The 14,175-nt window shown below is 74.9% G+C and carries 7 protein-coding genes; 3 read left to right on the plus strand and 4 right to left on the minus strand.

What is annotated here, in order from left to right:
- Window positions 1-17 precede the first annotated feature (17 nt).
- The 3 genes from Q8W71_RS15400 to Q8W71_RS15410 all read right to left on the minus strand — a co-directional run bounded on the left by Q8W71_RS15400 (window position 18) and on the right by Q8W71_RS15410 (window position 9,474).
- A complete protein-coding gene (locus tag Q8W71_RS15400) occupies window positions 18-2,210 on the minus strand; it encodes a CHASE2 domain-containing protein (RefSeq protein ID WP_370875429.1) in 2,193 nt (730 codons plus the stop codon).
- 152 nt (window positions 2,211-2,362) lie between these two features.
- Window positions 2,363-8,503, minus strand: coding sequence for a nidogen-like domain-containing protein (locus tag Q8W71_RS15405; protein ID WP_305526267.1), 6,141 nt, complete (start codon window positions 8,501-8,503; stop codon window positions 2,363-2,365).
- 251 nt (window positions 8,504-8,754) lie between these two features.
- Window positions 8,755-9,474 carry a GntR family transcriptional regulator gene (locus Q8W71_RS15410; protein ID WP_305526268.1) on the minus strand — a complete coding sequence of 240 codons (720 nt, stop codon included), beginning with the start codon at window positions 9,472-9,474 and terminating at the stop codon, window positions 8,755-8,757.
- A gap of 165 nt (window positions 9,475-9,639) precedes the next feature.
- Here Q8W71_RS15410 and Q8W71_RS15415 point away from each other — a divergent pair, with 165 nt between their 5' ends.
- The 3 genes from Q8W71_RS15415 to Q8W71_RS15425 all read left to right on the plus strand — a co-directional run bounded on the left by Q8W71_RS15415 (window position 9,640) and on the right by Q8W71_RS15425 (window position 12,357).
- Entirely contained in the window at window positions 9,640-10,938 is a 1,299-nt protein-coding gene (locus Q8W71_RS15415; RefSeq protein ID WP_305526269.1) for an MFS transporter, read from the plus strand.
- A gap of 57 nt (window positions 10,939-10,995) precedes the next feature.
- Complete coding sequence (locus Q8W71_RS15420; RefSeq protein ID WP_305526270.1) at window positions 10,996-12,075, plus strand: tartrate dehydrogenase; 1,080 nt, start codon at window positions 10,996-10,998, stop codon at window positions 12,073-12,075.
- 75 nt (window positions 12,076-12,150) lie between these two features.
- Window positions 12,151-12,357 (plus strand): hypothetical protein, encoded by a 207-nt coding sequence (locus Q8W71_RS15425; protein ID WP_305526271.1) that lies wholly within the window; start codon window positions 12,151-12,153, stop codon window positions 12,355-12,357.
- Window positions 12,358-12,391: 34 nt separating this feature from the next.
- On the opposite strand, the gene ybaL is transcribed toward Q8W71_RS15425, so the two are convergent.
- The gene (gene ybaL / locus Q8W71_RS15430; protein WP_305526272.1) at window positions 12,392-14,167 is read right to left on the minus strand and encodes a YbaL family putative K(+) efflux transporter; all 1,776 of its coding nucleotides are present in this window, start codon (window positions 14,165-14,167) and stop codon (window positions 12,392-12,394) included.
- Window positions 14,168-14,175: the final 8 nt, after the last annotated feature.

The following is a 14,175-nucleotide window of genomic DNA, read 5'->3' on the forward strand; positions in this document are numbered from 1 at the left end:
TCGTGACGGGAAAAAAATCACTTCGCCGACGCGACGTACACCCCCGCCCAGTCCGGCGGGGGCGGCGCGCGCTCGAATTCGGCGATGCGCGCTGCGTAGAGGTCGTAGAGGCGGTCCAGCCGCAACGCGCGCGCCGGCGCGCGGCAGGCGTCGAGAAGGGCCCGGGCCTCCGCCCAGTCCCGCGCGCGGTAGGCGGCGAGCAGGGCGCCGTGCCGGGCTTCGAGGAGCCGGAACGCCTCCGAGGCGCGGGTCTCGGCGTCGCCGACGAGCGCCGAGACTCGCTCGGCCTCTGCCTTGCCCCGCACCCGGATCAGGTCGATCTCCAGGATCGCGAAGCGCCCCGCCACCGCGGCGGCGGTGGAGGCCCCGAGGATCGTCTTGACGCCGTAGAGCTTCGACTGCCCCTCCAGCCGCGAGGCGAGGTTCACGGTGTCGCCGAGCACCGAGTAGTCGAACCGCAGGTCCGAGCCCATGTTGCCGACGACGCAGGGACCGGTGTTGATCCCGATGCCGATGTCGATCGGCAGCACCGGGTGGCCGCCGGACTCCGCCTCGGCCTTGCGCAGGGCGTTCAGCGCCTCCATCCGCGCGATCATCGCGAGCGCGGCGGCACAGGCATGGGCTTCCTGGTCGGGGTCGTCGAGCGGGGCGTTCCAGAACGCCATGATCGCGTCGCCCATGTACTTGTCGATGGTGCCCTGCGCGTCGAGGATCGCGTCGCTCAGCGGCGTGAGGAAGCGGTTCATCAGCGCGGTCAGGCCGGCCGGATCGTCCTTGTAGAACTCCGAGATCGCGGTGAAGCCGCGCACGTCCGAGAACATGATGGTCATGGTCCGGTCCTCGCCGCCGAGCCTGAGCTTCTCCGGGTTGGCGGCGAGCTGCTCGACCAGCGCGGGGGAGAGGTACTGCCCGAAGGCCGCGCGGATGCGCTGCCGGCCCATCTGCTCGCGGGTGTAGTTGGAGAACATCAGCACCGCGTAGACGCCGAAGCTCGCGAGCAGCGGGAAGGTCGGGTCCTGCAACGTGTTGAACTGGGTGAAGCGGAACCACGTCGCGGCGGCGATGAACAGCGCCACGAGGCCGCCGAGCACGAGGAGCCGCAGCGCCCCGAGCACCGGCGCCAGGACGACGATGCCGAGCGAGATCACCACCGCCTCGGCGATCTCGAGGAGCACCGCGTAGCTCGGATAGGACAGGGTGGCGCGCGAGAGCACGTTCTCCAGCACCTGCGCCTGCACCTCGACGCCGGGGATGCTGCGGTCGATCGGCGTGGTCTTGTTGTCGAGGAGCCCGATCGCCGAGGTTCCGACGAACACGATCTTCTGAGCCACCCGGGCCGGATCGAAGCTGCCGTCGAGGACGGTGCGGGCGGAGATGAAGCGGGCGGGATCGTGGGCGCCGAAGTGCAGCCAGACCGCGGCGGAGGCGTCGGTGGGGATCTCGAAGCCCGGCAGCGCGACCGCGCGCACGCCCCCCGCATCCGCCCGCACCAGGATCGTGCCGGAGCCGGTCAGCACGCGCAGGGTCTCCAGCGTCACGGAGGGGACCATCCGCCCCTCGGCGATCATCACCAGCGGGACCCGGCGCACGAGGCCGTCGCGCTCGGGGATGATGGTGAACAGCCCGCGCCCGGCGGCGGCGGTCTCCAGGACCGGCAGGTTGTGGAGGAGGCCGGGAAACTCCGCCAGGAACGCGGAGGGGTCGGGCCCGCGGACGGCGAAGCCGGTCTGCGGCACGGCATCGTCGCCGGTCGTCGCCTGGGCGAGGGCGGTCTGGCCGAGGACGACGCGGGTCGCGCCGACGGCCTGCGCCAGGGTCGCGTCGTTGCTCGGCAGCGTCTCCAGGGCGTCGGCGACCCCCGCGTCGAGGGGGCGGATGGTCCGCGCCATCAGCCCCGGCGAGAGCCGGTCGGGCTCGGGGAAGACCACGTCGAAGGCGATCACCGCCGCCCCGGCCTGCGCCAGCCGGTTCACCAGCTCGGCGACCCGGGTGCGGGCCCAGGGCCACTGCCCCTCGGTGCGCAGGCTGTCCTCGTCGATGTCGACGATCGCCACGGGCCGGAACCCGTCGGCGCGGGGGCTCAGGGTCTGAAGCGCGTCGAAGGTGCGCAGCCGCAGCAGCTCGACCGGGACCGGGTCGAGGAGGCGGATCATCACCAGCGCCGCCAGCACGAGCAGGGCCGCGCCCCGGTCGATGCCGATGCGGCGCAGGAGCCCGCGGCGCGGGCGCGGCGCGCCGGCCCTCGGGACCGGCTTCGCGGTCTGGCCGGCGGCCTGATTGGTGGCCTGGGCGGAGGCCTCAGGGGCGGGCTCGGCCCGGGGGGAACGGCGGCGGGGTCGGACGAACACGGTCGCGGCGCGTCCTACAGGCCGTGAAGCGCCGTGAAGAGGGTGTGCGGGATGGTGTCGTGCCAAGCCGCGTGCGCCACGGGGTGGTCGCCGTCGAAGCCGTCGGATCCCGCCGCGGCCTGGGCGGGGAGGCCGGCCGCCGGAGCCGCCGCGAAGGGCGGGGCGGCGGGGTGATCCGCGGCCGTCGGCGCGGCGTGGAAGCGGAGGTGCGGGTCGACCGCGTCGAGCCACGACGACCACGCGTCGCCGGTCGCGGCGCCGGGCGCCGGGATCTGCAGGAAGCCGAACTGGTCGTGCTGGGCGTCGAGGAGCGCGTGCGCGGGGGCCGGCGCGGGGACCTGCGGGAATGTGAGCTGCGGGAAGTCGAACGCGTCGTGCGCGCCCGTCCGGTCGTGCTGCGCGTCCGCGGCGTGGGTGCCCCCGGGCTGCCCGCTCTCCGCCGGCCGCGACGGCGCGGGGGCGGCCTGCTGCGCGGCCGCGCCGGGACCCGCCGCGTGGGCGGCCGGCCCGCCGCTCCCCGCGGCATTCGCTTCGCCCGCCGTCCCGGACCCGCGGCCGCCGTCGTCCGGCGGCCCGTGCGGGGCGGCGCGGTCAGCGTGGTCCGGGCGATCAGCGTGGTCCGGGCGATCACCGTGGTCCGCGCCCGGCCCGCCCGCGGCGGCGATCCCCGCGACGGGCGCGCCGCTCGAACCGCCCGCCGCAGCCTCGGACGCGTGCGATGCGGGCTCGGGGGACGCGGGCGCGGGGGACGCGGCGGCGTGATGCGCCTCGCCCGGCGACGCCGCGCGTCCGGTCGCGGCGTGCGCGTCCGCGGCCTGGCCATCGTGCGGGCCGGACGGGGCTGCCGCGTGCTCCGACCCGTGTTCGACCGTCTGCGTCGCCGCCTGAGGCGCCGTTCCCTGGACCGATCCCTGGGCGGCGGGCGCAGGCACGTCGGCGTGGGTGCCGCCCGACCCGCTCGACGCCTGTGCGGTCGAGACCGGGCTCGTGCCGGCCGGGGCCGCCGCGTGGACGGTCTCCTGGGCCGCCGCCGGCGCGATTCCGGAGCTCGATCCCTGGTTCGTGCTCTGGGTGGTCGCGGACGGGGATGCGTGGGCGCTGCCCGACCCGCTCGACGGCGGCGCGGCGGCGGTCGTGCCGGTGCCGACCGGGGCCGCCGCGTGGCCGGTCTCCTGGGCTGGCGCGTGGGTCGCTCCCGACGGCGTCCCCTGGCTCGATCCTTGGCTCGATCCCTGGCTGGTGACCGGGCTCGATGCCGGCGTGGCGGAGGTCTCGGTGTGGGCGCCGCTCGACGCCGGCGCGGGCGCGGCCGAACTCGGGCCGGCCGCCGCGTGGCCGGTCTCCTGGGCCGCCGCCGGCGCGATTCCGGTGCTCGATCCCTGACCCGTGCTCTGGGTGGTCGCGGACGGGGAGGCGGGGGCGCTGGCCGACCCGCCCGACGCCTGCGCGGCGCCCGCACTCGTGCCGGTGCCGCTCGGGGCCGCCGCGTGACCGGCCTCCTGGACCGGCGCATGGGCCGCCCCCGATTGCGCCCCCGACTGTGCCGCAGATTGCGCCCCAGATTGCGTCCCAGATTGCGCCCCTTGGCCTGTGCCCTGGCCGGCGGCGGCCGCGATGGAACCGACCGGTGCCTGCGTCGCGGCCGCGGGCTGTCCGTGGGCTGCGCTCTCCGCCGGGCTCGGGGTCGCGGTCTCGGATTCCGCCGCGTGGTGCGTCGCCGGTTGCGGCGCGTGAGCCTGCGCCGTCTGGGCGGTCGAGCCGTGGCCGCTTCCCGCTGCGGTCTCGCCTGACGGCGCGGCCTGCCCCGGCGTCGCGTGGGCGGGATCCGCCGGAGCGGCCTGCGTGGTGCCCGCCGCCAAGGCTGTTCCGGAGCTGGCTGCTCCGGAACTGGCTGCCCCGGAGTTGGCCGCTTCGGAGTTGGCTGCCCCCGAGGCCGCGTGGCCCGCGGGAGCCGCGTGCCCGGTCTCGATCGTCCCCGCGGGGGCCGGACCGGGGCCGGCGGTGGCGGTCGGGTGATGCGCGCCCGGAGCGGGGGTGGCCGCGGATGCGGTCTGGCCCGCGGCGGCGTGATCGGCGCTCTCCGCCCGCGCCGGGGACCCGCCGGGCGCGGCGACCGGGTCCGGGGCGACACGCTCCCGGGTCGGCCCGGGCTCGCCGGCAGGCTCGGGCTCGGACTGGGCCGCGGGTTCGGCCGCGCGGTCGGCCGGCTCGTGCGCGCCCGCGTGGCCGGTATCGGCGGTCCCGTGCAGGGAGAGGGGGCCGGACGCCGCGGACGCGGCGGGAGCGGCCCGCGCGGTCGCGGCGTCGGCGGCGCTGGGCAGGCGGCGCTCGCCGAGGGCGAGGGTCCCGTCCATCAGGGTGCCCGCGGCCCCGGCCGTCCCGGAATCCGGCAGGCCGAGGACGTGCCCCATCTCGTGCATCACGACGGTGAGCAGGTCGTAATGCCCCGCCGCCGCCTGGGACGGATCGGTGAGCCGGGCGGTCCCGGCGGCGTTGGCGGCGTGGGGGAACTCCGCGTCGTCCAGCGGCGTCGGGTCCACGTACCAGCCGGCGCCGGCCGCGTCGGCGTCGATGGTGACGCGGCCGGCGGCCTCCTGGCCGAGCGCCGTGCCCGAGAGGTCCGCCACGGCGAAGGAGGCGGCGGTCAGCAGCGCGATCTGCGACGCGGTCGCGCCCGCCGCCCGCCAGTCGGCGATCGCCGCCGCGACCATGCCGTCGAGCTGCCGCTGGGTCAGGGCCGTCACGCCGGGCGTCGCGGGCGAGCCCTGCACGCCGCCGGGGCCGGCGCTCTGCGAGGGCGGAGGGCCGATCGTGTAGTTGCCCGAGACGGTGGAGGTCCCGTCGGTCAGGGTGAAGGACAGGCTGGCGCTGCCGGCCGTCTGCGCGTGGTAGGCGATCTGCCCGGCGTCGATCTCCCGCTGGGTGAAGGTCGTGACCTCCGCGGTGCCGGTGCCGTCGGTCCGGGTGAAGTAGCCGAGGCTCCCGGAGCCGGTCCCGGACATCGCGTAGCGGAGGTCGGCGGCGGCGGTGTCGGGATCGGTCGCCCCGAACGCCGCGGCGCTCAGGGTCACGGTCCCGCCCACCGCCGCGCGGATGGCGTGGGTGCCCCCGGCCGTCGGCGCGTCGTCGATGCCGTTGATCGTCACGCGCACGGTCGTGGCGGCCGAGGCCATCCCGTCGCCGACGCCGACGGCGTAGGTCGCGGTGACGCTCTCGCCCTGGCGCAGGAACGCCGCCGCGCTGCTGGGCAGCGCGAAGGACCACGTCACGGTCCCCGCGCTGCCGGCGCTGCTCTCCCCCGTCACCGCCGCGGTCAGGGCGGTGCCGAGCGCCGTCTGCAAGGCCGTCACGGCCTCCGCGCTGGCGCCGCTGCCGGACGCGGAGACCGTCACGTGGTCGAGATGGGCCGTCGCGGTGTGATGGTCGCCCGCGTCGGCGTCCGTGAAGCCGACCGCGCCGGTGGCCTGCAGCGCCGTGACCGGGGTGACGGCGCCGTTATAGGCCTGGAAGACGTAGACCCCCGGGCTGCCGGTGTTGCCGGGAGCGGTCGGCAGGGCCTGGAGCTGCGCGGCGTTCCCCGATTGCGGCAGCTCGTAGAAGTTGACCCCGTTGCCGGCCGCGTAGCCGGCGCGGGCCACCACGGCCCCGCTGGCGTCGCCCGTCGTCCAGTTCACCGCCTCGTAGCGGTAGACGATGTCGAAGTCGCCGTCGCCGCGGCCGACGAGCTGGACCTGGAAGGCGTTCGCCCGGTCCGTGTGCTGGGCGTAGTAGCCGACATCGTCCCAGGTCACGGTGAGGGTGTGCCGGTCCGCGTCCAGGTCGAGGTAGACGCGGTCGGAGCCCGTCGAGGTGCCGCCCGGCGTCGCCGCCGTCGCGCCCCCGCGGGTGTCCACGTCGGCGAAGAACGGCGCGATGATCGCGGGGCTGGCGGCGGTGATCGGGCTCGGCCTGTAGCTGCTCGACGCCGCGCCGAAGGTGATGTTGCCGTTGTTGTTGACGTAGAGCGACGTGTAGTACGTCCCGAAGAAGTTGAGGCCGTTCGTCCCGAACACCGCCCGGATGTCGATGGCGCCCGACGAGTTGTCGTCGCCGATGTCGAGCACGGTCTCGCCGAAGCCGCCCGTCCCGCCGAGTCCGTTGACGAGGCTGCCGGCCGCGCCGCCGGCGGTCCCGCCTGAACCGGCGCTGCCGGCGGCGAGGGCGCTCTGGCCGGCCGACAGGGGTTGCGGCGCCGCACCGCTCGCCGGCGTCAGCACCGTGGCGGTCCCGCCTCCGCTCGTGATCGACGGCGCGTCGTTGATGCCGGTGACGAGGATCGCCAGCGGCGCCGTCGAGCGCGTCCCGTCGGCGGCCTGGGCGGTGATGCTGAACACGTCGGTCGCCTGCTGGCCCTGGGCCAGCACCGCGGCGTGGTCGGCGCGGTAGACGTAGGTCCCGTCCGGGTGCAGCGTCAGGGTGCCGTACTGGCCCGGCAGCGTCGCGCCACTGCCCGCCACGCCCGTGTCCGGACCCGAGGCCGGCCGGGCGGACACGACCTGGGCGCTCGATCCGCCCGTTCCCGGGCCGCCCGTTCCCAGGCCACCTTGCCCCAGGACGCCCTGGCCGGACCCGTCGGCGGCCAGGACCTGGCCCTGCGTCACCGAGCCCGACTGGGGCTGGAGCGCGAAGGGAGCCGGGGGCGGCGCGGCGGGTTGCTGCGGGGCCGGCTCGGGCGAGGGCCCCGGCGCGGGGAGGGGGGCCGGCGCGGGGACGGCCGGCTGCGGCGTGGCGGCGGGCTGCGTCGGAGCCGGCTCCGCGACCACCTGGACGACGGCCGGTGCCGCGGCCGCAGGTGCCTGGACGATCGCGGCCGCGGGGGCGACGGCAACGACCGGGGCGACCGCAGCCGTTGGGGCGACCGCGGGCGCCGGGACGACGGGCGACGGCGCCGCGGCGGCGGGCAGGGGGGCCGCGGCGCTGGCCGTCACGACCCCGCCGGGGAGGTCCGTGCGCGGCGGCTCGCTGCCCGGCTCGGAGGGCGGGCTCTGGACGGGGCCGGGGCCGGGCGGGGTGCCGGGGGCGGACGGGCCGGATTCCGGACCCGCCGGCAGCCCCGGGGCCGGCGGCTGCATCTGGCCGGGGGGCGGCAGGACGAGGCTCGGGGCCGTGCCCGAACTCGTCCCGCCGCCGGTGCTGGGCCCGGTATAGACCGGCAGGCGCGGCGCCTCGGCCTGGGTCTGCTGCATGCTCTGCACGAGGGTGCGCTCGTGCGCCATCTCCTCGGCGCTCTTCGGCACCTGCTCGACGCGGGCCTCGGCCGTGCCCGTCGGGCGCACCACCACCGCGGTCTTCGGGTCCGAGACGGTGGCCAGCAGCCGGGTCGGGTCGTCGCGGTCGTAGATGTCGAACCGGCCGGTATGCTCCTGCGGGTTGTCGCCGGTCGCCGGCTCGGTGATGACCGCGTAGCTGGTGGTGCCGTCCTCGGCGATCACCGAGGCCCGGACGGCGGTGCCGCGGATGCCCATCGTCGCCACCGGCGTGCCGACCTTCATGTCGCCGGTCTTGGCGACCTGGCCGGCGACGAAGCTGAGCGAGCCCTGGACGAGGTTGATCAGGCTGCGGTTGTCGGCGCCGCCGGGCTGGTAGACCAGCTCGTTCAGCACCATCCGGGCGTTGCCGGCGAGGCTGAACAGCGAGCCGTCGAGGAACGCCACCGCCAGCGCCGCGCCCCGGTCGGTCTGGACGACGTCGCCCTTGTAGACGAGGTCGCCCGCGTGCAGCGTCACGGTGACGCCGTTGCGCACGACCGCCGCGCCGCCGCTCAGCGTCTGGACGCGGCCGATGGCGCCGCTGGCATCCGTGGCCGGCGCGGGCCCCGCCTGCGCCACCTGGACCCCGTGCGCGGGCCGGGCCAGCGCCTCGATCACGTCGTCCGGGAGGGAGGCCCCGTTCGGGGCCACGAGCTTCGGCCGGTGCTGCGCGGAGAAGTAGTCGGGCACGACGAGGCGCTGGCCCTCGCCGGTGATCACGAGATCCGCCCCGTCGCGGACGTAGTCGCCCCGGAAGATCAGCCCGGCATCGTCGACGCGGACGATCCCGTCCGCCGCCTGCCCGCCGACGGGACCGAAGGCGAAGCCGTCGGCGCGCATCCCGGCGAGATCGAACAGCGGTCTCAAGGCGCCAGTCCCACTCAGGCACGCGGCGGGACGTCCCGGCGGCCTTGCATCGCCCGTGATCGCATCAGGGCGACGAACCTATCGTACCGATTGCAGGCCCGATTATGGCAGCGGGCGCGCGCCGCCAAGCGGGCAAGCGATGCTAGATTGTATTGCGGCGATCCGATGCATCGCCGCAACAGGTTTCCGGCGGACGAGCCCGTCGTGCGGCCCCGCGCGGCTCTCCCGTCCGGCGGGCCGGGCGGCCGCGGTCACAGGTGCTTGAGCCCGAAGCTATCCAGGAGCGGCAGCAGCTCGTCCCGGGCGCGCAGGCGGTGGCGGTGGGCGCAGGCCTGCGCCTCGGCCGGGTCGCCGCGCCGGATCGCCTCGACCAGCGCCCCGTGCTCGGCCACCGAGGCGCCGAGCTCGCGCCGCAGCCGCAGCGTCAGCATGCGGGCGCGGTGCGACTGGTCGTTGATGGTCTGGATGATCCGGATCATGCGCCCGTTCCCCGCCCGCTCGACCAGCGCCCGGTGGAAGCCGGCATCCGCCTGTCCCCAGGCGGGCAGGTCGCCGGCCCGCCACGCCGCGTCCATGGCCTCGGTCTGCGCGGCGAGTTCCGCCGCGGCCGCCGCGCGCGCCGCGTCGGGCAGGGCGGCGAGCAGGGCGGCGGCCCGCCCCTCCACCGCGACGATCACGTCGTAGATCTCGCGCATGTCCTCCGGGGCCAGCGCGCAGATCAGCACGCCGCGCCGGGGCAGCACCCGCACCAGCCCGTCCTCCTGGAGGCGGATCACCGCCTCGTGGACGGGGGTCCGGCTCATGCCGAGCCGCAGGGCGATCTCCTGCTCGGAGGCCTGGTAGCCGGGCGCGAAGCTCGAATCCTGGATGGCCCGCTTCATCGCCGCGTAGGCGTCGTCGACCAGCGACGGCCGCCGCTCGGCCTCCGGATCCTCGGCCTTCGTCCCCGCCGCCGAACGCCCCCGCGCCATCGCCCGACCTCCCGTGCCCGATCCTTCGTATCAACTTCCATGCAAGCTGCAATACGGACTTGACGGGGGACGCGTCGCGGCCTAGGCAATGCAAACTTGCATGCAAGCTGGCACACATAGGCCGGCGCGTGCCGGGCACCCCGGTGGGCATCCCAGGAGGAAACGATGGACGGTTCGCTTGAGAAAGCGACCATGCGCCGAGTCATGTGGCGCTTGGTCCCCTTTATCTGCCTCCTGTACTTCATCGCCTTCATCGACCGCGTGAACATCGGCTTCGCCGCGCTGACGATGAACAAGGACCTCGGCTTCTCCTCGGCCGTGTTCGGCTTCGGGGCGGGGGTGTTCTTCTTCGGCTATTTCCTGTTCGAGGTGCCCTCGAACATGGTCCTCGACAAGGTCGGCGCCCGCCTGTGGATCGCCCGGGTGATGATCACCTGGGGCCTGATCTCGGGTGCCTTCGCCTTCGTGCAGGGCGAGTACAGCTTCTACATCCTGCGCTTCCTGCTCGGCGCGGCCGAGGCCGGCTTCTTCCCGGGCATCATCCTGTACCTGACCTACTGGTTCCCGACCCGCTACCGCGCGGGCGTCGTCTCGCTGTTCATGGCGGCCGCGCCGATCTCGGTGGTGCTCGGCTCGCCGATCTCCAGCGCGCTCCTGGGGATGGAGGGCATCCTCGGCCTGCACGGCTGGCAGTGGATGTTCCTGATCGAGGCCGCCCCCGCCGTGGTGCTCGGCGTCGTGGTGCTGTTCTACATGACCGACCGCCCCGAGAAGGCGCGGTGGCTCACCGACGACCAGCGCGCGTGGCTGGTCGCCGAGATGAACGCGGAGCACGCCCGCAAGCAGGTCGTGGCCAAGCACGGCGTCCTGGCCGGGATGACCGACATCCGGGTCCTGGCGCTGGCGCTCGTCTACTTCGGCACCTCGGCCGGCCTGTACACGCTCGGCATCTGGGCGCCGCAGATCATCAAGAGCTTCGGCCTGTCGACCATGGCGGTCGGCTTCCTGAACGGCGTGCCGCCGACGATCGCGGTGGTCGCGATGATCCTGTGGGCGCGCCACTCGGATAAGACGCGCGAGCGCACCTGGCACGTGGTCATCGCCTGCCTCGTGGCGGCGGCGGGCCTGATGCTGGCCGGCGGCGCGTCCTCGACCGTCGCCGTGATCGCCGCGCTCAGTCTCGTCAACGTCGGCATCAGCGCGGCCAAGCCGCCGCTCTGGGCGATGCCGACGATGTTCCTGTCCGGCTCGGCGGCGGCGGTGGGCATCGCCACGATCAACTCGATCGGCAACCTCGGCGGCTTCGTCGGCCCCTGGGCGATCGGCTGGCTCAAGGACCAGACCGGCGGCTTCACGGCCGGGCTGGTGTTCGTGGCGGCGCTGCTCGTGCTCTCCGCGGTCGTCACCCTGATCGTCGCCCGCGCGGGGCGCCGGTCCGAGACCGCCGACGCCGTCGCGCACTGACATTCCCCGAATCGACGCTTCCCGAAGCCCGACGCCCCTTCAGCACGGAGACCTGTCATGACGAAGACCTACACCATCGCCGCCATCCCCGCCGACGGCATCGGCATCGAGGTGATCGCCGCCGGGATCGAGGTGCTCGACGCGCTGGCCGAGAAGAACGGCACGTTCAATTTCAAGTTCGATCATTTCGACTGGGGCTCGGACTACTACAAGCGCCACGGCGTGATGATGCCCGCCGACGGCCGCGAGCAGATCAAGGACCACGACGCGATCTTCTTCGGCGCGGTCGGCGCCCCGGACGTGCCCGACCACATCACCCTGTGGGGCCTGCGGCTCGCCATCTGCCAGCCCTTCGACCAGTACGCCAACGTCCGCCCGACCCGGATCCTGCCCGGCATCACCAGCCCGCTGCGCCACGTCACGGGCCCGGAACTCGACTGGGTGATCGTGCGCGAGAACTCCGAGGGCGAGTACGCGGGCGTCGGCGGCCGGGTCCACCAGGGCCATCCGGAGGAGGTCGCCACCGACGTGTCGATGATGACCCGCACGGGCGTCACCCGGATCATCCGCTACGCGTTCAAGCTGGCGCAGTCCCGCCCGCGCAAGCTTCTGACCGTCGTCACCAAGTCGAACGCCCAGCGCCACGCGATGGTGATGTGGGACGAGATCGCCGCCGAGGTGGCGCGGGAGTTCCCCGACGTGACCTGGGACAAGATGCTGGTCGACGCCATGACCATGCGGATGGTGGGCAAGCCCGAGAGCCTCGACACGATCGTGGCGACCAACCTGCACGCCGACATCCTGTCGGATCTGGCCGCCGCGCTCGCCGGCTCGCTCGGCATCGCGCCGACCGCCAACATCAACCCGGAGCGCAAGTTCCCGTCGATGTTCGAGCCGATCCACGGCTCGGCCTTCGACATCACCGGCAAGGGCATCGCCAACCCGGTCGCGACCTTCTGGACGGCCTGCCAGATGCTGGAGCACCTCGGCGAGAAGCCCGCGGCCGACCGGCTGATGCGGGCGGTGGAGCGGGTGACCGCCGACCCGAACCTGCACACCCCCGACCTCGGCGGCAAAGCCACCACCCGGCAGGTCACGGACGCGGTGATCGCCGCCATCCGGGGCGACAACGCGTAGCGCTCGCGGGCCGCGCGTCCGAACCGGCGCGCGGTCCCGGCGGTTGGTCCGGCGTCCCGCCCCAGGGAGGTCCCGATGGAGGCCCCGATGCCCGACCTGCCCGTACCCGAGACCCCGAGCCCCGACGGGTCGGATCCGCCGCCGGCCGAGCCGATGACCAACGCGCCGATCCCGCTCGCCGAGGACGAGCCCGGCGTCGGCCTGTCGCGCCCGAACGACGAGCCCGACGACCCGGCCCGCGATACGGGCGACGACGCGGGCGAAGGCGGCCGCGTCCTGTGACTCCGCCGGGCGCGGGCCGCGTAGGGCCCTCTGCTCAGGGCGGCGCGCGGCCGGCCCGCTCGTAGGCGTCGCCGTCCGGCTCGCCGGGCGCGTCCGCGTCGGGGTCCGGCGGCACCTCGGCGTCCAGGCGGCGCACCATCTCGCGGGCGACCTCGCGCTCGCCCAGCACGATGTGGTCGGCCCCGTAGCGCTGGAGATGCGCGACGCCCGCGTCGGAATGGGCGCGGGCGATGATCGTCAGGTCGGGCCGGGCGGCGCGGCCCGCCTCGATCAGCGAACTCGCCTCGAACGGGTCGGGGATCGCGCTGATCAACCAGCGGGCCCCGGGCAGGTTGGCGGCCCGCAGGAGGTCGGCCTCGCCCGCGCTGCCGGCGAAGGCCTCGATCCCCTCCGCGCGCAGGCGCGCCACCGTCTCGGCGCGCTCCTCGATCACCAGGAACGGGATGTCCCGCGCCCGCAGGCCCGCCCCGATCAGCGAGCCGACCCGCCCGTAGCCCGCGAGCACCGCGTGGTCGCTGAGGTCCGTCGCGGCGCGGATGGGGGGAGCCGGCGCGGCGGGGACCGGCGCCCGGCCCTCCCGGGCCGAGAGGCGCGGTGCGATCCGGTCGAGGGCGGAGAACAGCAGCGGGTTCAAGAGGATCGACAGGATGGCGCCGGCCAGGATCAGGTCGCGCCCGGCCTCCGGCAGGAGCCCGAGGCCGACGCCGAGGCCGGCGAGGATGAAGGAGAACTCGCCGATCTGCGCGAGGCTCGCGCTGATCGTGATCGCAGTGCTCAGGGGATGGCCGAAGGCCCGCACGATCAGCAGCGCGGCCACCGACTTGCCGAGCACGATGACGAGGACGGTGGCGGCCAGCGGCCCGGGTTCCCGCAGCACGATCGTCGGGTCGCACAGCATGCCGACCGAGACGAAGAACAGGACGGCGAAGGCGTCGCGCAGGGGCAGCGTCTCCTGCGCCGCCTGATGGCTGAGGGGGCTCTCGGCCAGCACCATCCCGGCGAAGAAGGCGCCGAGCGCGAACGAGACCCCGAACAGCTCGGCCGAGCCGAACGCCACCCCGAGCGCCACGGCGAGCACGGCGAGGCGAAAGAGCTCCCGCGAGCCGGTATGGGCGGTGTAGTGCAGGATCCACGGGATCACCCGGCGGCCGACGAGCAGCATCAGCCCGACGAAGGCGGCGACCTTGACGAGCGTCCAGCCGAGCGCCGCCGCGATCCCGTCCGGCCGCAGCCACGCGGCGAGCCCCCCGGCCTCGGGCGCCGGCGGCGTCTCCGCCCGGCCGCCGAGCAGGCCCGAGACGGCCGGCAGCAGCACCAGGGCGAGGACGGTGGCGAGATCCTCGACGATCAGCCAGCCCACCGCGATGCGCCCGCGCTCGGTGTCGAGCAGCCGGCGCTCGCGCAGGGCCCGCAGCAGCACCACGGTGCTCGCCACCGAGAGCGCGAGGCCGAAGACCAGCCCGGCGCCGAGCGGCCAGCCGAGCCAGGCGGCGAGCCCCATCCCCAGGAGCGTCGCCACCGCCATCTGCCCGACCGCCCCGGGGATGGCGACCGCCCGCACGGCCAGGAGGTCGGCGAGGGAGAAGTGCAGCCCGACCCCGAACATCAGCAGGATCACGCCGATCTCGGCGAGCTGCTGCGCGAGGCCCTGGTCGGCCACGTAGCCCGGGGTGAACGGCCCGATCAGCGTGCCGGCGACGAGGTAGCCGACGAGGGGCGACAGGCGCAGCCGCTGCGCCAGCACGCCGAAGACGAAGGCGAGGCCGAGGCCGGCGACGACGGTCGCGATCAGCGGGGTATGGTGAGGCATGGTCTCCT

It is taken from the genome of Methylobacterium amylolyticum (assembly GCF_030700245.1).
Classification (GTDB): domain Bacteria; phylum Pseudomonadota; class Alphaproteobacteria; order Rhizobiales; family Beijerinckiaceae; genus Methylobacterium.